Genomic DNA, 24,263 nt, shown 5'->3' with positions numbered 1-24,263 from the left:
TAGTTAATAATTTTTAGTATGACTAGAGAAGAAAAATCAATCGCGATTGAAGAATTAACTGCACAGTTAGCTGGTACAAATATTGTTTATGTAGCAGATATTTCTGGATTAAATGCAGAAACTACTTCAAACTTGAGAAGAGCTTGTTATAAAGCAGGTATTAAATTAGAAGTTGTAAAAAATACATTACTTGCAAAAGCAATGGAAACTTCTGAAAATAGTTATGGTGAATTACCTTCTGTATTGGTAGGGAATTCAGCTATCTTTATTTCAGATGTAGCTAATGCTCCAGGTAAAATCATTAAGGATTTCCGTAAAAAATCAGGTAAGCCAGTTTTAAAAGGTGCTTATGTGAATGCTGAAGTTTATATTGGAGACGACCAATTAGATATGTTGGCTACAATTAAATCTAAAGAAGAATTACTTGGAGAACTTATTGGATTACTTCAATCACCAGCTCAAAGAGTTATCGCTGCACTTCAAAACAAATTCGCTGGAGAAGAGCAAGCTGAAGAAGTTCAGGCTGAAGAAGCTTAATATTTATAGAGATTCTCTCTGTTTATATTATTAAATAAGCGCACAATAAACAAAATATAATTTTACAAATCATTTTAAAACGATAGAAAAAATGGCAGATTTGAAACAATTCGCAGAACAATTAGTTAACTTAACTGTTAAAGAAGTTAACGAATTAGCAACAATATTAAAAGATGAGTACGGAATCGAACCAGCTGCTGCAGCTGTAGTAGTTTCTGCAGGTGGTGGAGAAGCTGCTGAAGAAGTTCAAACTGAATTTACAGTTGTATTGAAAGAAGCTGGTGCTTCTAAATTAGCTGTTGTGAAAATGGTAAAAGAACTTACAGGTTTAGGTTTGAAAGAAGCTAAAGATGTAGTTGATAGCGCTCCAAGTAACGTTAAAGAAGGTGTAACTAAAGACGAAGCTGAAGCTTTGAAAAAATCTTTAGAAGAAGCTGGAGCTGTAGTTGAACTTAAATAGTTAAACTAGGTTTAAAAAATAAGGTTTAGGTCTTGGGTTTAATCACCTAAAGACCTAAACCATTTTTTCGTATAACAAAAGCCTAGATTGTATTATTATATAATAGCTTTTGATATTAAATTCATTTTACCCATTACGAGGAAAAAAAATTAACAGATAATAAGAAAGTAGTTATCCTAAATTGATTTTTAAAGATGTAATGGCTGTAAAAGAAAAGTATAAAATATTTATTTTGTACAAAACAATTACTTTTATAATCAAAATTTTGTCCATTGATGATTACAAATCAGACCGAAAGATTGAATTTTGCCTCTACTAAAAATATTCCTGCATATCCAGATTTTCTTGATGTTCAGGTTAAATCTTTTCAAGATTTTTTTCAATTAGAAACTAAATCTGATGAAAGAGGCAATGAAGGACTTTATAACACCTTCATGGAAAATTTTCCAATTACAGATACAAGAAATAACTTTGTATTGGAATTCCTTGACTACTTTGTAGATCCACCACGTTATACAATTCAAGAATGTATAGAAAGAGGTTTAACACATAGTGTACCCTTAAAAGCAAGGCTAAAACTATATTGTACAGATCCAGAACACGAAGATTTTGAAACTATTGTTCAAGATGTTTATCTTGGTACAATTCCTTACATGACACCAAGTGGTACTTTTGTTATCAATGGAGCAGAGCGTGTAGTAGTTTCTCAATTGCACAGATCACCAGGGGTTTTCTTTGGTCAATCTTTTCATGCAAATGGTACAAAATTATATTCTGCCAGAGTAATTCCTTTTAAAGGTTCATGGATAGAATTTTCTACAGATATTAATAGTGTAATGTACGCTTATATCGATAGAAAGAAAAAATTACCTGTTACAACTTTATTCCGTGCAATCGGTTTCGAAAGAGATAAGGATATTCTTGAAATTTTTGACCTTGCAGAAGAAATTAAAGTTTCTAAAACAGGACTTAAAAAATATATCGGTAGAAAATTGGCTGCTCGTGTATTAAATACATGGCATGAAGATTTCGTAGATGAAGATACTGGTGAAGTAGTTTCTATCGAACGTAACGAAATAATCCTTGATAGAGATACAATTATCGATAAAGATAATGTGGAAGAAATCATCGATTCTAACGTTAAATCTATTTTGTTACATAAAGAAGATGCAAATCAAGCTGATTATGCCATCATCCATAACACGTTACAAAAAGATCCAACAAACTCTGAAAAAGAAGCTGTTGAGCATATCTACAGACAATTGCGTAACGCAGAACCGCCTGATGAAGAAACTGCTCGTGGTATTATAGATAAATTGTTCTTTTCTGACCAACGTTACAACTTAGGTGAAGTAGGTCGTTATAGAATGAACAAAAAATTACAGTTGGATATCCCAATGGAGAAGCAAGTGCTTACCAAAGAAGATATCATAACTATCGTGAAGTATTTAATTGAATTGATTAATGCGAAAGCAGATATTGATGATATTGACCACTTATCAAACCGTCGTGTTAGAACAGTTGGAGAACAATTATCTCAACAATTCGGTGTTGGTTTAGCACGTATGGCGAGAACTATTCGTGAGAGAATGAACGTTAGAGATAACGAGGTGTTTACACCAATTGATTTGATTAATGCGAAAACATTATCATCAGTTATCAACTCTTTCTTTGGTACGAACCAGTTGTCCCAATTTATGGATCAAACGAATCCATTAGCTGAGATTACACACAAGAGAAGATTATCTGCCCTAGGACCAGGTGGACTTTCGAGAGAGAGAGCTGGTTTTGAGGTTCGAGATGTTCACTATACGCACTACGGACGTTTGTGTCCTATTGAAACTCCAGAGGGACCAAACATTGGTTTGATTTCATCTCTAGGTGTTTATGCTAAAGTAAACGGGATGGGATTCATTGAAACACCTTACCGTAAGGTAACTGAAGGTGTGGTTGATTTAGTATCTACTCCAATTTACTTATCTGCTGAAGAAGAAGAAGGTATGATGATTGCGCAAGCAAATATCGAAATGGATGATTCAGGAAAAATGACTTCTGACTTTGTAATTGCACGTCAGGAAGGTGATTTCCCAGTAATTACTCCATCAGAAGTTCATTATACAGACGTTGCACCAAACCAGATCGCTTCTATATCTGCATCTTTGATTCCTTTCTTGGAACATGATGATGCGAATAGAGCCTTGATGGGATCTAACATGATGCGTCAGGCCGTTCCATTAATACGTCCTGAAGCTCCAATTGTAGGTACTGGTCTTGAACGTCAAGTTGCTTCTGACTCTAGAGTATTGATCAATGCTGAAGGGCATGGTACTGTAGAATATGTAGATGCTAATATTATCACAATCAAATACGATCGTTCTGAAGAAGAAAGAATGGTAAGTTTTGAATCAGATGATAAAACATATAATCTAATTAAATTTAGAAAAACCAATCAAGGAACAAGTATCAACTTGAAACCAATCGTAAGAAAAGGGGACAGAGTTATACCTGGTCAAGTATTGTCTGAAGGGTATGCTACTCAAAATGGTGAACTTGCTTTAGGTCGTAACCTTAAAGTAGCGTTTATGCCATGGAAAGGATATAACTTTGAGGATGCGATTGTTATTTCTGAAAAAGTGGTTCGTGATGATATCTTTACTTCAATCCACGTAGATGATTACTCATTAGAAGTAAGAGATACGAAATTGGGTAACGAAGAGTTAACGAATGATATTCCTAACGTTTCTGAAGAGGCTACTAAAGATTTAGATGAAAACGGTATGATTAGAATTGGTGCAGAGGTTAAACCTGGCGATATTCTAATTGGTAAAATTACACCAAAAGGAGAATCTGATCCTACTCCAGAAGAGAAATTGCTTCGTGCAATTTTCGGGGATAAGGCAGGAGATGTGAAAGATGCTTCATTGAAAGCTTCTCCATCACTTCATGGTGTTGTATTGGATAAAAAATTGTTCGCAAGAGCAGTAAAAGATAAACGTAAACGTACTCAAGATAAAGATGCTTTAGGTTCTCTTGAAATGGATTTTGAAGTTAAGTTTTCAGAATTGAAAGACAAGTTAATCGAAAAACTTTTCTTAATTGTAAACGGAAAAACATCGCAAGGTGTAATGAATGATTTGGGTGAAGAAGTTTTACCAAAAGGTAAAAAATACACTCAAAGAATGCTTTATGCTGTTGAAGATTTTGCTCACTTAAGCAAAGGTCAATGGGTAGCTGATGACGCAACTAATAAAATGGTTAATGATTTAATTCATAACTATAAAATTAAGTTGAACGATTTACAAGGTGCGCTTAGAAGAGAAAAATTCACCATTACTGTTGGAGATGAATTGCCAGCTGGAATTTTGAAATTGGCTAAAGTATATATTGCTAAGAAACGTAAGTTGAAAGTTGGTGATAAAATGGCGGGACGTCACGGTAACAAAGGTATTGTTGCTCGTATTGTTCGTCATGAAGATATGCCTTTCTTGGAAGACGGAACACCTGTTGACATTGTATTGAATCCACTAGGGGTACCTTCACGTATGAACATTGGTCAAATTTATGAAACGGTACTTGGATGGGCTGGTCAAAATTTAGGTAGAAAATATGCTACTCCAATTTTTGATGGAGCTTCATTAGACCAAATTAATGAATTGACTGACGAAGCTGGAATTCCTCGTTTTGGACATACTTATCTTTATGATGGTGGTACAGGAGAACGTTTCCATCAAGCAGCAACAGTAGGTGTGATCTATATGTTAAAATTAGGACACATGGTTGATGATAAGATGCACGCACGTTCTATCGGACCATACTCATTGATTACGCAACAACCATTGGGTGGTAAAGCTCAATTTGGAGGTCAGCGTTTTGGAGAGATGGAGGTTTGGGCACTTGAGGCTTATGGAGCGTCTAGTACACTTCGTGAAATCTTAACAGTGAAATCAGATGATGTTATTGGAAGAGCTAAAACTTACGAGGCTATCGTAAAAGGAGAGTCTATGCCAGAACCAGGTTTACCTGAATCATTCAATGTATTGATGCATGAATTGAAAGGTCTAGGATTAGACATTCGATTAGAAGAATAATAAAGTTTGCAGTAACAGTCTCAGTATTCAGTTTAAAATTGAATGCTGAGACTGAAGCTGTTTACAAAGAATATATGTTTTTAGGATTTAGCCCGGTCAACCGTTCCGATTTTTTATATTAATTTTTTTTATAATTAGCACTTTAATAAAAGTTTAAAGTTTAGAGAAGTAATCCGAGGTAGGTAATATTACAGTAATACTGTGGAAGTGCCAAAATCAATTTTTTTAATTGCAAATAAATCAGTAGTAAAAACTATGATGAATAATAGAAATAACAACAATAATAATAAAGATAAGAATCCTATAAAAAGATTCAGTAAAATATCTATAGGACTTGCTTCTCCTGAATCTATCTTGAAAGAGTCAAGAGGTGAAGTTTTAAAACCTGAAACAATTAACTACCGTACGCACAAACCTGAGCGTGACGGTCTTTTTTGTGAAAGAATATTTGGACCTGTAAAGGATTTCGAATGTGCTTGTGGGAAATACAAAAGAATTCGCTACAAAGGGATCATTTGTGACCGTTGTGGTGTTGAAGTAACGGAGAAAAAAGTACGTAGAGATAGAGTAGGTCACATCAACCTTGTTGTGCCAATTGCTCATATCTGGTATTTCCGTTCTCTTCCTAATAAAATTGGTTATATCTTAGGTCTTCCATCTAAGAAATTAGATATGATTATTTACTACGAAAGATACGTAGTAATTCAAGCTGGTATTGCTAAAAATGCAGAAGGTGAATCAGTTCAAAGATTGGACTTCTTGACAGAAGAAGAATACTTGAATATTTTGGATACTCTTCCAGCTGATAACCAATATTTAGATGATTTTGACCCTAATAAATTTGTTGCCAAAATGGGAGCAGAGTGTATTATGGACTTATTAGCTCGTATTGATTTAGACCAATTGTCTTACCAATTACGTCACTCAGCTAATAACGAAACATCTAAACAACGTAAAACTGAAGCGTTAAAAAGATTGCAAGTTGTGGAGTCTTTCCGTGAGTCTAACTTAAACCGTGAAAACCGTCCTGAATGGATGATTATGAAAGTGGTTCCAGTTATTCCACCAGAATTACGTCCACTTGTGCCACTTGATGGAGGTCGTTTTGCAACTTCAGATTTAAATGACTTATACCGTCGTGTAATCATTCGTAACAACCGTTTGAAAAGATTAATGGAGATCAAAGCTCCAGAAGTAATCTTAAGAAACGAGAAACGTATGTTGCAAGAATCGGTAGATTCATTATTTGATAATACAAGAAAAGCATCTGCTGTTAAAACAGAGTCAAACAGACCATTAAAATCATTATCTGATTCCCTTAAAGGTAAGCAAGGACGTTTCCGTCAAAACTTACTTGGAAAACGTGTGGATTATTCTGCTCGTTCGGTAATTGTTGTTGGACCTGAATTGAAATTGTTCGAATGTGGTATCCCTAAAGATATGGCAGCCGAATTATACAAGCCTTTTGTGATCCGTAAATTGATCGAAAGAGGAATTGTAAAAACAGTAAAATCAGCTAAGAAAATAATAGACAAGAAAGAGCCTGTAGTTTGGGATATCCTTGAAAACGTAATTAAAGGTCACCCTATATTACTGAATAGAGCTCCTACTTTGCACAGACTTGGTATTCAAGCGTTCCAACCAAAATTAATTGAAGGAAAAGCAATCCAATTGCACCCTTTAGTTTGTACTGCATTTAATGCGGATTTTGATGGGGATCAAATGGCAGTTCACTTGCCATTAGGACCAGAAGCTATTCTTGAAGCACAATTATTAATGTTGGCTTCTCATAATATCTTAAACCCTGCAAATGGTGCTCCAATTACGGTACCTTCTCAGGATATGGTCTTGGGTCTATATTATATGACCAAAGAGAGATTGTCTACTCCAGAAAAGAAAATTTTAGGTCAAGATCTAGTATTCTATTCTGCAGAAGAAACAAATATTGCATTAAATGAAGGAAGATTAGAATTGAATGCTCGTGTGAAAATTAGAGCAAAAGATTTTAATGATGCTGGAGAATTAGTGTATCAAATTATTGAAACTACTGCCGGACGTGTATTATTTAATGAAGTAGTACCACCAGCAGCAGGTTATATCAATGAGGTCTTGACTAAGAAAAACCTTAGAGATATTATCGGTCACGTTTTGAATTCAACTAGTGTTCCGGAAACGGCTGCCTTTTTGGACAACATGAAAGATATGGGGTATAAATTTGCCTTTAGAGGAGGATTATCATTCTCATTAGGGGATATTAGAATACCAGACCAAAAACCTAAATTGATTGCAGATGCAAGGGTACAGGTAGAAGGAATTTCTGCTAACTACAACATGGGTCTTATTACAAATAATGAACGTTACAACCAAGTTATTGATGTATGGACTTCTGCAAATGCTCAATTAACAGAATTAGCAATGAAAAACATTAGAGAAGACCAACAAGGTTTTAACTCAGTGTACATGATGCTTGACTCTGGTGCAAGGGGATCTAAAGAACAAATTCGTCAGTTAACTGGTATGCGTGGTTTGATGGCTAAGCCTAAAAAATCTACTGCTGGTGGTGGAGAGATTATTGAAAATCCAATTCTTTCCAACTTTAAGGAAGGTCTTTCGATCTTAGAGTATTTTATTTCTACGCACGGTGCTCGTAAGGGTCTTGCGGATACGGCTTTGAAAACGGCAGATGCTGGTTACTTAACTCGTAGATTGCATGATGTTTCTCAAGATGTTATTGTTAACATCGAAGACTGTGGAACATTAAGAGGTGTTGAAGTTTCAGCATTGAAAAAGAATGAAGAAATTGTTGAATCATTAGGGGAGAGAATTTTAGGACGTGTTGCATTGCAAGATGTTATTAATCCTTTAACTAATGAAGTTTTAGTTAAATCTGGTGAGCAAATCACAGAGGTTATTATGAAGGTAATTGAAGCGTCTCCGTTAGAGAGAGTTGAAGTTCGTTCTCCTCTTGTATGTGAGGCACCAAAAGGAATCTGTGCTAAATGTTACGGTCGTAACTTAGCAACTGGTAAAATGACTCAAAGAGGTGAAGCTGTTGGTGTAATTGCTGCACAGTCAATTGGAGAGCCAGGTACACAGTTAACTTTACGTACTTTCCACGTTGGAGGGGTTGCGGGAGGTATATCTGAAGAGTCTAGTATTGTTGCTAAATTTGCAGGTAAACTTGAAGTTGAAGATTTGAAAACTGTAAAAGGTGAAGATAACGAAGGTAACCAAGTGGATATCGTAGTTTCTCGTTCAACAGAATTGAAATTGATAGACGAAAAAACAGGTATTGTTTTAAATACTCATAATATTCCTTACGGTTCTAGTATTTTTGTGAAAGATGGAATGTCAATCGCTAAAGGAGATACGATCTGTAAATGGGATCCTTATAATGGAGTTATCGTTTCTGAGTTTACTGGTAAAATTGCTTACGAAGATTTAGAGCAAGGACAATCGTTCATGGTTGAAATCGATGAGCAAACTGGTTTCCAAGAAAAAGTAATTTCTGAATCAAGAGCTAAAAAATTAATCCCAACATTATTGGTTTACGGTAATGATGGTGAATTGATTCGTTCTTACAACTTACCAGTTGGAGCCCACTTGATGGTTGATAATGGTGAGAAAATTAAAGCAGGTAAAGTATTGGTGAAAATTCCTCGTCGTTCTTCTAAATCAGGAGATATTACAGGAGGTTTACCAAGAATTACAGAGTTGTTAGAGGCTCGTAATCCATCTAACCCAGCTGTAGTTTCTGAAATCGATGGTGTTGTTTCTTTTGGAAAAATTAAAAGAGGTAACCGTGAGATTATCATTGAATCTAAATTTGGTGATGTTAGAAAGTACTTAGTTAAATTATCTAGTCAAATTCTTGTTCAAGAAAATGACTTCGTAAGAGCTGGAGTTTCTTTATCTGACGGAGCTATTACACCAGACGATATCTTAAGAATTCAAGGACCAGCTGCTGTTCAACAGTACTTGGTAAATGAGATTCAAGAGGTATACCGTTTGCAAGGGGTAAAAATTAATGACAAACACTTTGAGGTTGTTATTCGTCAAATGATGCGTAAAGTAAGAGTACAGGATCCAGGTGATACTTTATTCTTAGAAGACCAATTGATCCATACTAAAGATTTTATTGTTGAAAACGATAAACTATACGGTATGAAAGTGGTTGAGGATGCAGGAGATTCTTCTAACTTAAAAGAAGGTCAAATCGTTACTCCACGTCAGTTGAGAGATGAGAATTCATTGTTGAAACGTAATGATCAGAATATTGTGGTTGCACGTGATGTTATCACAGCTACTGCTACTCCTGTTTTACAAGGTATTACAAGAGCTTCTCTTCAAACAAAATCATTTATCTCTGCGGCATCGTTCCAAGAGACTACTAAAGTATTAAATGAAGCTGCTGTAGCAGGTAAAATTGATTACTTAGAAGGCTTGAAAGAAAATGTAATTGTTGGACATAGAATACCAGCAGGTACAGGTATGAGAGAATATGATAATGCTATTGTTGGATCTAAAGAAGATTACAACGACATGATGGCTAACAAAGAAGAATATATTTATTAATAAAGAATATGTTTTGAACTAAAATAAATAGAAAGATTACCTTGTGTAGTCTTTCTATTTTAGTTTAAAATAGGTTCATCTTACAACTAATAATTATGAAAGAACAAGATCAAATTAACATTGAATTAGATGAGAAAACTGCCGAAGGGACGTATTCTAATCTAGCTATTATCAATCATTCTGCTTCAGAGTTTGTTTTGGATTTTGTGTGCCTCATGCCAGGTGTTCCAAAAGCCAAAGTGAAATCAAGAATTGTATTAACGCCACAACATGCTAAGCGTTTGTTAAAAGCAATTGGTGAAAACATTCAACGTTTTGAAGCTACTCATGGTGAAATTAAGGACACGGAGCAAGTTCCTATTCCTCTTAACTTTGGCCCAGCAGGTCAAGCGTAATTTATTTTTAAGACTCCATTTATGGAGTCTTTTTTTTAAATATAGCTCTTTATTCTTTCCGATTCGTGAATTATCGAGTTTAGTGGTTGTTTATCGAATTAATTTTTTAACACTCCAATGTTACTATACTTTTGTGTCAGAATAAGAGAAGTATATGCTTCTTTTAATTTAAAACAAAGAAAATGACTAAATCAGATAGGACAAGCAAATTAAAAAATTCATTTAACACCTTAGTGATATCTATAGTTTTCTTAACTTGCTTTTCAGCTTATAGTCAATCTAATGTTAGTAATTCTTTGTCAGAAGAAAGTGCACCACTTTCAACTTCAAGTCAGGTTAGTACCTCTAAATCATCAACTAATATGGAGTTTGTTTTATGGTTTATGGGTTCTAAACAAAATCCAAATACAACTATTTCTACAGAATCAAATACAAGTACGAGAAATCAAATTATTACTTCAGGATTAGCTCCAAATCGTTTGTTAATAAAAGCTTTTTTGAAGAAAGCTGTCAGTTTTGAAAGTTCAATGGTTTAATCCATTTTAAAAAAAAAATATTTTAAAAGCCATTTCAATTTTTGAGTTGGCTTTTTTCTTTAGTGAATATTTTATAGTTCAATTGATGTAGATAGGATATTCTTAAGTGGATTTCTTTATCTGGTAAAGAATATTTAAAGAGTATAACTTTATACTTTTAAGTTGTAAAAAAATTAAAATTTGTTGGTAATAATACAAGAAAGCCGTCTCAAGTTGACTTTGAGACGGCTTTCTTATTGAAATAATAATTGATTTTATTCAAACTCCGAAGTGAAAAATAATTTCACAGAAGGGTATTTATTCTGAGTCATCTGAATAGTGAAATCTGAATCAGCCAAGAAAACCAATTGTCCATATTTATCTTTAGCTAAGAATTTTTGCTTGATACGTTTGAATTCCTTGAACTGATCGTTCTTGGCATCGTCTGGTTTTACCCAACATGCTTTGTGAACCGGGAAGTTTTCATACGTACATTTGGCACCGTATTCATGCTCCAGACGATATTGAATAACTTCATATTGTAATGCTCCAACAGTTCCAATAATTTTACGGTTGTTCATTTCTAAGGTGAATAACTGCGCCACTCCTTCATCCATCAATTGGTCCACTCCTTTGTCAAGCTGTTTAGCTTTCATTGGATCGGCATTGTTGATGTATCTAAAGTGTTCTGGAGAGAAACTTGGAATTCCTTTGAAACTCATGATTTCACCTTCTGTAAGTGTGTCTCCAATTTTGAAATTCCCGGTATCGTGTAGACCTACAATATCACCTGGATACGAGATGTCAACAATTTCCTTTTTCTCAGCAAAAAAAGCATTCGGACTAGAGAATTTTAAATTTTTCTTTTGTCTTACATGATAATACGGTTTGTTTCTTTCAAAAGTTCCTGATACAATTTTGATAAATGCCAAACGGTCTCTGTGTTTAGGGTCCATGTTGGCGTGAATTTTAAAAACAAAACCAGTAAGTTTTTCCTCTTTTGGATCAACCAATCGAGTTTCTGATTCTTTTGCCCTTGGTGATGGTGCAATTTCAACAAAGCAATCCAACAGTTCGCGAACACCAAAATTGTTAAGAGCAGACCCGAAAAATACAGGTTGTAATTTTCCGTCCAAATAATCTTGGCGATTAAACTTAGGGTACACCTCGTCGATCAACTCTAATTCTTCACGTAAAGTTGTAGCAGGCTTTTCGCCAATAATCTTTTCTAATTCTGGATTCTGAACATCAGAGAACGCAATTGTTTCTTCAATATTTTTTCGATTATCTCCACTAAAGATATTGATGTTTTTCTCCCAGATATTATAAATCCCTTGAAAATCGTATCCCATTCCAATAGGAAAACTCAATGGTGTAACCGTTAGACCAAGTTTTTGCTCCACTTCGTCCATCAAATCAAATGCGTCCTTTCCTTCACGGTCCATTTTATTAATGAAAACGATGATCGGTATATTACGCATTCTACAAACCGAAACTAATTTCTCAGTTTGTTCCTCAACCCCTTTTGCGACGTCAATTACTACAATCACACTGTCTACCGCAGTAAGTGTTCGAAATGTGTCTTCGGCAAAATCCTTGTGTCCTGGTGTATCCAGAATATTGATTTTTTTGTCTTTATAAATAAAAGCTAGTACAGAAGTCGAAACAGAGATTCCTCTCTGACGCTCAATCTCCATAAAGTCACTCGTAGCTCCTTTTTTAATTTTATTATTTTTTACAGCACCTGCTTCCTGGATGGCACCACCAAAAAGCAATAGTTTCTCTGTTAATGTCGTTTTACCTGCATCAGGATGCGAGATAATTCCAAAAGTTCTTCTTTTTTGTATTTCTTCTAAAAAGCTCATATTTCTTGTAAATGGATTGCAAAAGTACTATTTATAAATGCGATTAAAAAAAAAAGGTGATTCTTTTACAATGACCTTGCATATATAGGAGTAGTTTTAGGAGCAGAAAATCCTTTTTTTCGATCAAGATCCTTCCTGCTGTCCATTATTCTCTTGTTACACTATCGTTTCACAAGAGGATGCCACTTCCATCAGGGCTAGTTAGATGTTTTTAATTACTTAGTAAGTTTTTTTAAAAAAGAAATAAACGCTCTCGATAATATTATGTTAATAGTAGTAGCTAAACTTGTATTATAAGTACGAATTGTTATTTTTGTTCGTTTTTATTTTATAAATCAAATTGGGGAAATTTTTATTTACCGATAGTTATCCCGTATATTTGAACGCATTAACGATGCTAGTTGCTAGTCGTGAATTTATAATAGTAGAGATAAAGCAATATGGCAACTTTAATATTAAAATTATACCAATTAAAATCATTCGAATGAAGTTTATAAATAGTAAAGCCCTCTTGTTGTTTTTTGTAATGTTGTTTACTAGCCTTTCTGTTAGTGCACAAGAAATCATCAAAGAGACAGATACTGTTGATGTCAAAGTGCCTGTAAAAACAGGAAGACAAAAGATTGACGGTATTATCGCAACTGTTGGTGATTATATTATTTTAGATTCAGATATAGACAAGTCCTTCTTGGAACTTTCAAGCCAAGGGAACTCTACAAAAGACATTACAAGATGTCAAATGTTGGGTAAATTAATGGAGGATAAGTTATATGCTCATCAAGCCGTTCAGGATAGTATCAAGGTAACTGATGCTGAAGTGAAAGGGATGATGGAAGAGCGATTGAACTATATGGTAGAACAAATCGGCTCAATTGAAAAAGTAGTACAATATTATAAAAAAGATTCTGAAGAAGATTTTAAAACCTATTTCTTTGATATTTTGAAGGAAAATAAGTTGACTTCAGAAATGCAAAAGAAAATTGTAGATGCAGTAGAAATTACACCAGAAGAGGTTCGTAATTTTTTCAAAGGGATACCTAAAGATGAATTGCCATTATTTGGTGCAGAAATGGAAGTAGCTCAGATTGTAGTAACTCCTAAAGTTTCTGAAGCAGATAAGCAAAAAGTTATTGATAGATTGAATGCCTTTCGAGACGAAATAATATCAGGAAGTTCTAGTTTTGCTACAAAAGCAGTTTTGTATTCAGAAGACCCGGGATCTAGATCAAGTGGAGGCTTTTATAAAATGAATAGAAAAACACCTTTCGTAAAGGAATTCAAAGACATTGCTTTTGCTTTGAAAGAAGGGGAGATATCTGCGCCATTTGAAACTGAGTTTGGTTATCATATTATATTAGTAGAAAAAATTAAAGGTCAAGATTTAGAATTACGTCATATTTTATTGGCTCCGGCAGTAACGAGAGCTTCTTTGGATGAGGCAAAAGAGAAAATTTCTTTAATTAGAAAAAGAATAATCGATAAAGAAATTACTTTTGCTGATGCAGCAAGAACAATGTCTGACGAAAAAGAAACAAGAGCGAATGGAGGGGTTTTGATTAATCCCAAGACGCAGGACACTCGTTTTGAATTAACAAAAATGGATCCTGTTTTGTATGGTGAAGTTTCGAGTTTAAAAGATAATGAGATTTCTCAGCCTATTATGGATGAAGAGAAACAAGGAAAGAAAAAATACAAGCTTATTACGGTAACAAATCGTATTAATGAGCATGCCGCAGATTACGGAAAAGATTATATTAAAATCAAAGATTTGGCTTTGAAAGAAAAGCAAATCAAAGCAATCGGAAAATGGTTTGATGAAAAAATCGGCGAAACCTATGTGAAGGTTTTGGGAGAATATAGAGATTGTGATTTTACAAACAATTGGTTGAAGAAATAATTTTATTGAATAGATAAAAAGAGTTAGTTTTATGTTTTCATAATACTAACTCTTTTTTAATTTAAAATATATCGCAAATGTCAGATGTAGCTGCAATCCATAATTTAGTTCAGAAACGTAATGAGCTAAAAAAAGAAATCGCAAAAGTAATTGTAGGGCAAGATGAAGTGGTAGATCAAATATTGATTTGTGTTTTTTCTGGTGGCCATGCTTTATTGGTTGGGGTTCCTGGATTAGCAAAAACGTTGATGGTAAATACACTTTCCCAAGCATTGGGATTGGGGTTTAAAAGGATTCAGTTTACACCCGATTTGATGCCTTCGGATATTTTAGGAAGTGAAATATTAGATGAAAATAGGCATTTTAAATTCATTAAAGGGCCTGTCTTTTCTAATATTGTTTTAGCAGATGAAATCAATAGAACACCACCAAAAACTCAGGCAGCTTTGCTAGAAGCTATGCAGGAGCGTTCGGTTACAATTGCAGGTCATAATTATAAATTGGATTTACCTTATTTTGTTTTGGCTACGCAAAACCCAATTGAGCAAGAGGGAACCTATCCGCTACCAGAAGCTCAACTAGACCGTTTTATGTTTGCAGTAAAGCTAGAATATCCTTCGTTTCTGGAAGAGGTCGAAGTAGTGAAAAGAACCACGACAGATAGTGTTAGTCAAATAATGCCATTGTTTACAGCTCAAGAAATAATCGATTTTCAACAATTATTACGTCGTATTCCAGTTGCAGATAATGTGATTGAGTACGCAGTGACTTTGGTGGGTAAAACAAGACCTAAAAGTGTATTAGCTGCAGAGTATGTAAATACCTATTTGGACTGGGGAGCTGGGCCAAGAGCCTCACAAAATTTAATTTTGGCAGCCAAAACTCATGCAGCTTTTCAGGGTAAGTTTTCTCCTGATATTGAAGACGTTAAGGCAGTCGCAGTTGGGATATTACGCCACCGAATAATTAAAAACTACAAAGCAGACGCTGAGGGGATTACTGAAGAAATGATTATCGGGAAGTTGCTTTAAAATAAAATTATTTAAGAAGTATCATATTTAGGTAAATTAGAGTGGTGGATTTGTATTTTGATGTAACATTCCATTTCTACTTTGTTAGAAAAAACGATACTGATTATTGATTAATTAGTATTGTTGTTAAAAAGGCATTATTTGATAATTTTAAACAGTCAAAATTGTTATTTTGCAATATTTGGTTATAAAAAAAATCACATTAATTAATTTTTTTTAAATATCATCTTAAATAACTAAATTTGCGACACAAATAAATAAAAACACCTAGACAGTATGGCTTTTTGTATTGAGTTGATCAAGATAAATAGCCTTTAACATTGAAAAGAAATCTATTATGAACATTTATAACGATTATCTACAAGAAATCGAAGAACGAAAAGGTCAAGGACTTAATCCAAAACCAATTGATGGTGCTGAATTGTTAAGCGCAATCATTGCACAAATAAAAGATTCAGGTCACGCAGATCGCGTAGATTCTCTTAAATTTTTTACTTATAATGTTGTTCCTGGAACTACTCCAGCTGCAGCGGTAAAAGCTGTGTTTTTAAAAGAAATTATTCTTGGTGAATCTGTTGTGAACGAAATTACTCCTGTTTTTGCTTTTGAATTATTATCACATATGAAAGGTGGACCTTCAATGGAAGTTTTGCTTGATTTGGCTCTAGGTAATGATGTTACAATTGCTACAGAAGCTGCGAAAGTACTTAAAACACAATTTTTCCTTTACGAAGCAGATACAGATCGTTTAGAAGCTGCATTTAAAGCTGGAAACGTTGTTGCAAAAGAAATTTTGGAAAGTTATGCGAAAGCAGAATTCTTTACAAAACTTCCAGAAGTTGTTGAAGAAATTAAAGTAGTGACTTATGTAGCGGGTGAAGGAGATATTTCTACAGATTTATTGTCTCCAGGAAACCAAGCTCACTCTCGTTCTGACCGTGAATTACATGGAAAATGTTTGATTTCTCCTGAAGCACAAGCTGAAATTCAAGCTTTGCAAGCGCAACATCCGGATAAAAGTGTGATGTTAATTGCTGAAAAAGGGACAATGGGTGTTGGATCATCAAGAATGTCAGGTGTGAATAACGTAGCATTATGGACAGGTAGAAAAGCAAGTCCTTATGTTCCTTTTATTAATATCGCTCCAATTGTAGCGGGTACAAACGGAATTTCTCCAATTTTCTTGACTACGGTTGATGTTACTGGTGGAATTGGGTTAGACCTTCAAAACTGGGTTAAAGTAGTTGATGAAAAAGGAAATGCCGTTCGTAATGAAAACGGAGATGTTGCTCTAGAAGAAGCATATTCTGTCGCTACAGGTACTGTGCTTACGATCAATACTAAAACAAAAAAATTATACAATGGGGATAAGGAGCTAAAAGATATTTCAAAAGCTTTTACTCCTCAAAAAATGGAATTTATAAAAGCAGGCGGTTCTTACGCTATTGTTTTTGGTAAAAAATTACAAACTTTTGCCTCAAAAACTTTAGGTATTGCTATTGTTCCAGTTTTTGCAGCTTCAAAAGAAGTTTCTGTTGAAGGACAAGGACTTACTGCTGTGGAGAAAATCTTTAATAAAAATGCAGTTGGAACAACGCCTGGTAAAGTGTTACACGCAGGATCAGATGTACGTGTAGAGGTGAACATTGTAGGGTCTCAAGATACTACAGGTTTGATGACCTCTCAAGAGTTAGAGTCTATGGCTGCTACAGTTATTTCTCCTATTGTTGATGGTGCTTACCAATCAGGTTGTCATACTGCATCGGTTTGGGATAATAAGTCGAAAGCAAATATTCCTAGATTGATGAAATTCATGAATGACTTTGGTTTGATTACTGCACGTGATCCTAAAGGAGAATACCTTGCAATGACAGATGTTATTCATAAAGTATTGAATGATATTACTGTTGATGAGTGGGCTATCATTATCGGTGGTGACTCTCATACAAGAATGTCAAAAGGTGTTGCTTTTGGTGCCGATTCAGGTACAGTTGCGCTTGCATTGGCTACTGGTGAAGCTTCAATGCCAATTCCAGAGTCAGTAAAAGTGACTTTCAAAGGGGATATGAAAACCTATATGGATTTCCGTGATGTAGTTCACGCTACTCAATCTCAAATGTTGAAACAATTTGGTGGGGAAAATGTATTTCAAGGTAGGATTATCGAAGTACACTTAGGTACACTTACCGCAGATCAGGCCTTTACTTTTACAGACTGGACAGCAGAGATGAAAGCAAAGGCTTCTATCTGTATTTCTGAGGATGAAACTTTGATCGAATCATTGTTGATTGCTAAGAAAAGAATCCAAATCATGATTGATAAAGGGATGGATAATGCGAAACAAGTTCTTAAAGGTTTGATCGCTATCGCTGATAATAGAATCGCTGATATTAGATCTGGTGCTAAACCAGCTTTAACCCCAGATGCTAATGCAAAATATTATGCAGAAGTTGTTATTGATCTTGACATTGTACAAGAGCCAATGATTGCAGATCCAGACGTTAATAATGCAGATGTTTCTAAAAGATATACACACGACACTATTAGACCACTATCATTTTATGGTGGAACTAAAAAAGTTGATTTAGGATTTGTTGGATCATGTATGGTTCACAAAGGAGATTTAAAAATCCTTTCGCAAATGCTTAAAAATATTGATGCACAATTTGGTAAAGTAGAATTTAAAGCACCATTAGTTGTTGCTCCACCAACGTACAACATTGTTGATGAGTTGAAAGCAGAAGGTGACTGGGAAGTGTTGCAAAAATATTCTGGTTTCGAATTTGATGATAATGCTCCAAAAGGGGTTGCGCGTACTGGGTATGAAAATATTCTTTACTTAGAGCGTCCTGGTTGTAACTTATGTATGGGTAACCAAGAAAAAGCAGCAAAAGGAGATACTGTAATGGCAACTTCAACTCGTCTTTTTCAAGGGCGTGTAGTGGAAGATTCTGAAGGTAAAAAAGGAGAATCTTTATTATCTTCTACTCCAGTAGTGGTATTGTCTACTATATTAGGTAGAACACCAACTATGGAAGAATATAAAGCAGCTGTAAAAGGAATTAACCTAACGCAATTTGCTCCATCTCATAAATTATTGGTTCAATAATTAGTAAGAATTGTTAATTATATCAAAAAGCCTGAGTCTATGACTCAGGCTTTTTTTATTTTTTGTATCTTGTGGTATCAAAATACAATAATAAAAAACAACTACACATATGGCATTTGATATTGAAATGATAAAAAAAGTGTACGACAACATGACAAGTCGTGTTGATGCAGCACGTGAGATTGTAGGTCGTCCACTTACTTTGACAGAGAAGATTTTATATAGTCACCTTTGGGAAGGTAAAGCCCAAGTAGCGTACAAAAAAGGAGTTGACTATGTGGATTTTGCACCAGATAGGGTAGCATGTCAAGATGCAACTGCACAAATGGCTTTGTTGCAATTTATGCATGCAGGTAAGAAAAATGTTGCTGTTCCTACAACTGTGCATTGTGATCACTTAATTTTGGCAAAAGTAGGTGCCGAAAAAGATTTAGCATTTGCGAAAAAACAATCCAGTGAAGTTTTTGATTTTCTTTCGTCTGTTTCAGATAAGTATGGTATTGGTTTCTGGAAACCAGGTTCGGGAATTATTCATCAAATTGTGTTAGAAAATTATGCTTTCCCTGGAGGAATGATGATTGGAACCGATTCGCATACAGTAAATGCAGGTGGATTAGGGATGCTGGCAATTGGTGTTGGTGGAGCTGATGCCGTTGATGTCATGTCTGGAATGGGTTGGGAATTGAAGTTTCCTAAATTAATAGGAGTGAAGTTAACAGGTAAATTATCTGGTTGGACTGCACCAAAAGATGTGATTTTAAAAGTAGCCGATATTCTTACTGTAAAAGGAGGAACTGGAGCTATTGTTGAATATTTTGGTGAAGGTGCCACAAATATGTCATGTACGGGTAAAGGTACCATTTGTAATATGGGTGCTGAAATTGGTGCAACAACTTCTACATTTGGTTATGATGATTCAATGAGAAGGTATTTGTCTGCAACCGGTCGTCAAGATGTTGTAGATGCAGCTGATAAGGTTGCCTCTTACTTAACTGGAGATGATGATGTATATGCTAATCCAGAACAATATTTTGATCAAGTGATCGAAATCAACCTATCAGAATTAGAACCACATATTAATGGCCCTTTTACGCCAGATAGAGGTACTCCTGTTTCTGAAATGAAAGCTGAAGCAAAAGCTAATGGATGGCCAGTAAAAGTGGAATGGGGATTAATCGGATCTTGTACCAACTCTTCTTATGAAGATATGGCTCGTGCAGTGTCAATTGTGAATCAAGCTGTAGAACATGGTATTACTCCTAAAGCGGAGTTTGGTGTTAATCCTGGTTCTGAGCAAATACGCTACACTATAGAAAGAGATGGTATGATTGCCGCTTTTGAAAAAATGGGAACTAAAGTATTTACAAATGCTTGTGGGCCATGTATTGGACAGTGGGATAGAGCAGGTGCTGATAAACAAGAAAAAAATACAATTGTACATTCCTTCAATCGTAATTTCTCTAAAAGGGCAGATGGTAACCCGAATACGCATGCGTTTGTGACGTCGCCAGAAATGGTTGCGGCCTTAGCAATTGCAGGAAGGTTAGATTTTAATCCACTTACAGATACTCTATTAAATGATAATGGGGAAGAAGTGAAGTTAACGGCACCTTATGGTGATGAATTACCAAAAAAAGGTTTTGAGGTAGATGATAATGGTTTTCAAGCTCCGGCACAAGATGGTTCTGCTATAAAGATTGAAGTTGATTCATCTTCTGATCGTTTGCAATTATTAGCTCCTTTTGAAGCTTGGGATGGTAAAAATATTACAGGTGCTAAGTTGTTGATTAAAGCATTTGGTAAATGTACAACAGATCATATTTCTATGGCTGGACCATGGTTGCGTTTCCGTGGGCATTTAGATAATATTTCGAATAATATGTTGATTGGTGCGGTTAATGCTTTCAATCAAAAGACAAACTCTGTGAAAAATCAATTAACAGGTACTTATGATGCTGTTCCCGCTGTAGCCCGTGCATACAAGGCTGCAGGAGTTCCTTCTATAGTAGTTGGAGATCATAATTACGGGGAAGGTTCTTCTCGTGAGCATGCTGCAATGGAACCTCGTTTTCTAGGAGTGAAAGCAGTATTGGTGAAATCTTTTGCACGTATTCATGAAACTAATCTTAAAAAACAAGGACTTCTTGGATTGACATTTGCAACAGAATCTGATTATGATAAAATTCAAGAGGATGATACTATTAATATTGTTGATTTAGTTGATTTTGCTCCAGGTAAACCGTTGACAATCGAATTTGTACATGCTGATGGAACTAAAGATTTAATCTTAGCAAACCATACCTATAATGCAGGTCAAATTGGTTGGTATGTTGCGGGATCAGCTTTGAACTTAATTGCTGCTGAAGCATAGATATTTTTTAAATTATATTTCTCAAGCGCTCTGTGTAAACAGGGCGCTTTTTTAATTTATTATTATTAAAAGGACTATAAAGAGTTGTTAAAAAAAGTGCGATATTTGCATAAATGGGCTAATTTTGCGTTCTGTGAATGGTGTTAATTTATTTTTTCGAGAATAAGTTTAAATAATAAACTATAATCTTTCTTTTTAAGTAGTATTAGTTTTAGCCATTTTTTTTATAATAAAAACGAATTAATTGTATGAAGTGTTATAGTTGGATTTTAGTTTCGGTTTCATTAATAGGGTTTACGGCATTTTCACAGCAAAAAACTACAGAACATATTGTTTCGAAAGGTGAGACAATCTCAAAAATAGCACAACAATATAATGTTACTATAAAAGAGATTTATGAGCTTAATCCCGAAGCTAAAAAAGGAATAAAATTTAAATCCACATTATTAATTCCTTTTGTTACGGCTAAAACGGGTTCCAGTATTTCTAATGAAACTACTCATGTAGTTGAAGCCAAAGAATCACCTTACAGTATTGCAAGAAAGTATGGAGTAACGGTTGATGAGTTGTACAAAAGTAACCCATCAATTAAAGATGCAGGGCTGCAAATCGGACAAAAAATAATTATTTCAGGTGGTAAGGAAGTAAAAACTGAAGTTCCTGCACTAAAACCGACTAATAATGAGGTAGTTGTGGGTTCTTTTGAGGGAATTGATTATGAAGTGTTGCCTAAACAAACTAAATACAGTATTGCTAAAGATTATGGGATAACCGTTGCTTACTTAGATAAAGCAAATCCTATTTTGCAAACCCAAGACTTGAAAGTAGGCCAAAAAATACTAATTCCAGTGAAAAAGTATGTCCCAAATCAAGAAGTAGTTATTGCTGAAGCAGCTAAAATTCCCGTGAAAATAGAAAATAAGTCGGTAGTTAAAACGGATGAAAAAATAGTAGGGGCGGTTAGCGGAATAGAATATGAGGTTCTTCCTAAGGATACCAAATACAATATTGCTAAAGAACATGGGATTACTGTAGCGGCATTGGATGTTGCAAATCCAGTTTTACAAACAGAAGAATTAAAAGTTGGACAAAAAATTGTTATACCAGTCAAGAAATATATTCCAGAATTAGTAGTAGATACAAAAGCTGTTGAAGAGGTTAAGGTTATAAAACCTGCTATTATTGAAAAGAAAATTACGGCAGAAAAAACAATTGAGACTATAGCTTCAAAACAATTAATTACTCCAAGTGAAATTATTGAACATGAGGTACTAGCAAAGCAAACAAAATATGGTATTGCAAAAGAGTATGGTATTACGGTGGAGGATCTAGATAAAGCAAATTATTTATTTGATGGTCAGGGTCTTAGAATAGGGCAAAAGTTGATTATTCCATCAGGGAATTTAACTGCGACTATTCAAGATAAAAAGACGTTAAATCAAAATGCTACACAAGAACCGATTATTGATCCTACTATTGAAAGTAAAACGGATGCTCTTATTACGCATGTTGTTTTAGCAAAAGAAACTAAGTACGGAATTGCTACTGATTTTGGAATTACAGTTAAAGAATTAGAGGAAATGAATCCTAAAATACATCGGAAATTGATTGTAGGTTCTGTTCTAACTATTCAAAAATCGACTGTGGTGAATATTTCTTCAGAAGAAAAACAGCGAAATATGGAAATTGCTGCGGCCGAGGATAAAAAACCTGGATTCAATTATGGTGTTGAGTTTGCTGATGGGTTAGTTTCTACAGCTTCTGATAACTTGGGAATTCGTTACCGTATGGGCGGAACGACTAGAGATGGTTTTGACTGTTCGGGTTTAATGTGTGTTACCTATGCAGCCCACGATATACAATTACCGCGAACTTCTTTAGAGCAATCACGCTATGGTACTGTAGTAGAGGTTGATAATGCCAAAAAAGGAGACCTTATCTTTTTTAAAACCAGAGGTGGGAGTCGAATCAATCATGTTGGTATGGTCGTAGAAGCTATAGATGGAGATGTTAAGTTTATTCATGCCTCTAATTCAGGTGTGATCATTTCATCAGTAAAAGAAAGTTATTACGCAAAACGTGTAGTACAAGTCAACCATGTTTTGTAGATATAGTCTTTGGATATTTATTTCTTAGTTGATGTTAAAATTAATCTTGTTGAAATGTTTATTGTAAAAGTAAAAGGGCATTCATTTTAATTCTTATTTTTGTGCTTTATTACCAGAAAATAAACAAAATATGCTAATTATTGGAATTGCCGGAGGAACAGGAAGTGGAAAAACAACTGTTGTTAATCAAATTATAAATCAATTTCCAGAGGCAGAAGTAGGCATTCTTTCCCAAGATTCTTATTATAATTGTACCCATCATCTAAGTTTTGAGGAGCGTGCTTTAATAAATTTTGATCATCCACGAGCTATTGATTTTGAACTTTTAGTAAGTCATTTAAAAGGTTTGAAAGCAGGAGAAACGATTAATCAACCTATTTACTCTTTTGTGACGCATAATAGGACAGAGGATTATGTGAGTACTCATCCGCGTAAAGTATTAATTGTAGAAGGGATTTTGATTTTTACCAATCCAGAACTTCGTGATTTATTCGATGTAAAAATCTTTGTTCATGCTGATTCGGATGAACGATTAATTAGACGTTTGAAACGTGATATCTCAGAAAGAGGTAGGGATATGGACGAGGTATTAAGTCGTTATCAAAATACCTTAAAACCAATGCACCAGCAATTTATTGAACCAACAAAAGCATTTGCAGATATCATTATCCCGAATGATAGACACAATCGTGTTGCAATCGAAGTAGTTCGTGCCTTAATAAATCAAAAATTACTCTAATTTATTGTAATTTTATATCCAATTAGTAAGTTTAAAAGCATTTAGTAATTATATCATTTTGATGATTTATTTACAGCTGTTTTTTGACAATAAAATCTGTACAATGGCCAATCCCTACAAAGATAAAGCATGGTTTAAGTTTCTTAGCAATAAATACATGTGGGTATTGTTGTTTTTTGGTATTTGGATGGTTTTTTTAGATAACTATTCTTTTTTCGATCACCGTATTTTGGATAATCAAATTACGGAATTAGAAGAAAATAGGACTTACTACCAAGAAGAAATAAAGAAGGATGAGAAGCAAATAAAACAACTCAAAAATCCAGAACAAATTGAGAAGTACGCTCGTGAAAAATATTTTATGAAAAAGGATAGTGAGGATATTTATATCATCGAATTCGAGGGAGATAGTATCGCCAAAGAAGATAATTAATTTGTTGTTTACATACAGAATTAGTAGAGGTAAATCTAATAATTGTTTTGAGGTAAGCAGTTAAATTCATATCTTTAAAGTATTGAAAAACATAGAAATAATGGAAATTTTTAAAGGTCAAAATCTCATAGAGTTCTCTG

At 34.5% G+C, this 24,263-nt stretch carries 14 protein-coding genes; 13 read left to right on the top strand and 1 reads right to left on the bottom strand.

The genetic code is table 11. The features are described 5' to 3' along the window. Window positions 1-18 precede the first annotated feature (18 nt). From rplJ to M2326_RS04800, 6 genes are all read left to right on the top strand, one after another. The gene (gene rplJ, locus M2326_RS04825) at window positions 19-537 is read left to right on the top strand and encodes a 50S ribosomal protein L10 (protein ID WP_264618422.1); all 519 of its coding nucleotides are present in this window, start codon (window positions 19-21) and stop codon (window positions 535-537) included. A 91-nt stretch (window positions 538-628) separates the two neighbouring features. Beyond that, on the top strand, window positions 629-997 hold the full coding sequence (rplL, locus tag M2326_RS04820) for a 50S ribosomal protein L7/L12 (RefSeq protein WP_264618421.1): 369 nt from the start codon (window positions 629-631) through the stop codon (window positions 995-997). 275 nt (window positions 998-1,272) lie between these two features. Continuing rightward, window positions 1,273-5,085 carry a DNA-directed RNA polymerase subunit beta gene (gene rpoB / locus M2326_RS04815; RefSeq protein WP_264618420.1) on the top strand — a complete coding sequence of 1,271 codons (3,813 nt, stop codon included), beginning with the start codon at window positions 1,273-1,275 and terminating at the stop codon, window positions 5,083-5,085. Window positions 5,086-5,340: 255 nt separating this feature from the next. Next, a complete protein-coding gene (gene rpoC, locus M2326_RS04810) occupies window positions 5,341-9,660 on the top strand; it encodes a DNA-directed RNA polymerase subunit beta' (RefSeq protein WP_264618419.1) in 4,320 nt (1,439 codons plus the stop codon). 95 nt (window positions 9,661-9,755) lie between these two features. Next, entirely contained in the window at window positions 9,756-10,055 is a 300-nt protein-coding gene (locus M2326_RS04805; protein WP_264618418.1) for a DUF3467 domain-containing protein, read from the top strand. Window positions 10,056-10,237: 182 nt separating this feature from the next. Then, a complete protein-coding gene (locus M2326_RS04800; protein WP_264618417.1) occupies window positions 10,238-10,591 on the top strand; it encodes a hypothetical protein in 354 nt (117 codons plus the stop codon). A gap of 254 nt (window positions 10,592-10,845) precedes the next feature. Here M2326_RS04800 and M2326_RS04795 read toward each other — a convergent pair whose 3' ends face one another. Beyond that, on the bottom strand, window positions 10,846-12,435 hold the full coding sequence (locus tag M2326_RS04795; RefSeq protein WP_264618416.1) for a peptide chain release factor 3: 1,590 nt from the start codon (window positions 12,433-12,435) through the stop codon (window positions 10,846-10,848). A 484-nt stretch (window positions 12,436-12,919) separates the two neighbouring features. Here M2326_RS04795 and M2326_RS04790 point away from each other — a divergent pair, with 484 nt between their 5' ends. The 7 genes from M2326_RS04790 (at window position 12,920) to M2326_RS04760 (ending at window position 24,123) form a co-directional block, all read left to right on the top strand. Continuing rightward, entirely contained in the window at window positions 12,920-14,332 is a 1,413-nt protein-coding gene (locus M2326_RS04790) for a peptidylprolyl isomerase (RefSeq protein WP_413603258.1), read from the top strand. A gap of 77 nt (window positions 14,333-14,409) precedes the next feature. Continuing rightward, window positions 14,410-15,363 (top strand): AAA family ATPase, encoded by a 954-nt coding sequence (locus M2326_RS04785; RefSeq protein WP_264618415.1) that lies wholly within the window; start codon window positions 14,410-14,412, stop codon window positions 15,361-15,363. A gap of 337 nt (window positions 15,364-15,700) precedes the next feature. Next, window positions 15,701-18,472 (top strand): bifunctional aconitate hydratase 2/2-methylisocitrate dehydratase, encoded by a 2,772-nt coding sequence (locus M2326_RS04780; RefSeq protein WP_264618414.1) that lies wholly within the window; start codon window positions 15,701-15,703, stop codon window positions 18,470-18,472. Window positions 18,473-18,581: 109 nt separating this feature from the next. Further along, the gene (locus tag M2326_RS04775) at window positions 18,582-20,843 is read left to right on the top strand and encodes an aconitate hydratase (protein WP_264618413.1); all 2,262 of its coding nucleotides are present in this window, start codon (window positions 18,582-18,584) and stop codon (window positions 20,841-20,843) included. A 248-nt stretch (window positions 20,844-21,091) separates the two neighbouring features. After that, window positions 21,092-22,951: a peptidoglycan endopeptidase gene (locus tag M2326_RS04770; protein ID WP_264618412.1), complete on the top strand. Its 1,860-nt coding sequence runs from the start codon at window positions 21,092-21,094 to the stop codon at window positions 22,949-22,951. Window positions 22,952-23,081: 130 nt separating this feature from the next. Then, complete coding sequence (udk, locus tag M2326_RS04765) at window positions 23,082-23,690, top strand: uridine kinase (RefSeq protein WP_264618411.1); 609 nt, start codon at window positions 23,082-23,084, stop codon at window positions 23,688-23,690. A 103-nt stretch (window positions 23,691-23,793) separates the two neighbouring features. After that, window positions 23,794-24,123: an FtsB family cell division protein gene (locus tag M2326_RS04760; protein WP_264618410.1), complete on the top strand. Its 330-nt coding sequence runs from the start codon at window positions 23,794-23,796 to the stop codon at window positions 24,121-24,123. Window positions 24,124-24,263 lie beyond the last annotated feature (140 nt).

The organism is Flavobacterium psychraerolatum (assembly GCF_025960985.1).
Lineage (GTDB): Bacteria > Bacteroidota > Bacteroidia > Flavobacteriales > Flavobacteriaceae > Flavobacterium.
The sequence above is the reverse complement of the archived record's forward strand: the minus strand, read 5'-3'. Positions and strand labels throughout refer to the sequence as shown.

Bases quoted from the DNA above. Each gene is read 5' to 3' on its own strand.
- rplJ (WP_264618422.1), top strand. From the start codon at position 19: ATGACTAGAGAAGAAAAATCAATCGCGATTGAAGAATTAACTGCACAG.
- rplL (WP_264618421.1), top strand. From the start codon at position 629: ATGGCAGATTTGAAACAATTCGCAGAACAATTAGTTAACTTAACTGTT.
- rpoB (WP_264618420.1), top strand. From the start codon at position 1,273: ATGATTACAAATCAGACCGAAAGATTGAATTTTGCCTCTACTAAAAAT.
- rpoC (WP_264618419.1), top strand. From the start codon at position 5,341: ATGATGAATAATAGAAATAACAACAATAATAATAAAGATAAGAATCCT.
- M2326_RS04805 (WP_264618418.1), top strand. From the start codon at position 9,756: ATGAAAGAACAAGATCAAATTAACATTGAATTAGATGAGAAAACTGCC.
- M2326_RS04800 (WP_264618417.1), top strand. From the start codon at position 10,238: ATGACTAAATCAGATAGGACAAGCAAATTAAAAAATTCATTTAACACC.
- M2326_RS04795 (WP_264618416.1), bottom strand. From the start codon at position 12,435: ATGAGCTTTTTAGAAGAAATACAAAAAAGAAGAACTTTTGGAATTATC.
- M2326_RS04790 (WP_413603258.1), top strand. From the start codon at position 12,920: ATGAAGTTTATAAATAGTAAAGCCCTCTTGTTGTTTTTTGTAATGTTG.
- M2326_RS04785 (WP_264618415.1), top strand. From the start codon at position 14,410: ATGTCAGATGTAGCTGCAATCCATAATTTAGTTCAGAAACGTAATGAG.
- M2326_RS04780 (WP_264618414.1), top strand. From the start codon at position 15,701: ATGAACATTTATAACGATTATCTACAAGAAATCGAAGAACGAAAAGGT.
- M2326_RS04775 (WP_264618413.1), top strand. From the start codon at position 18,582: ATGGCATTTGATATTGAAATGATAAAAAAAGTGTACGACAACATGACA.
- M2326_RS04770 (WP_264618412.1), top strand. From the start codon at position 21,092: ATGAAGTGTTATAGTTGGATTTTAGTTTCGGTTTCATTAATAGGGTTT.
- udk (WP_264618411.1), top strand. From the start codon at position 23,082: ATGCTAATTATTGGAATTGCCGGAGGAACAGGAAGTGGAAAAACAACT.
- M2326_RS04760 (WP_264618410.1), top strand. From the start codon at position 23,794: ATGGCCAATCCCTACAAAGATAAAGCATGGTTTAAGTTTCTTAGCAAT.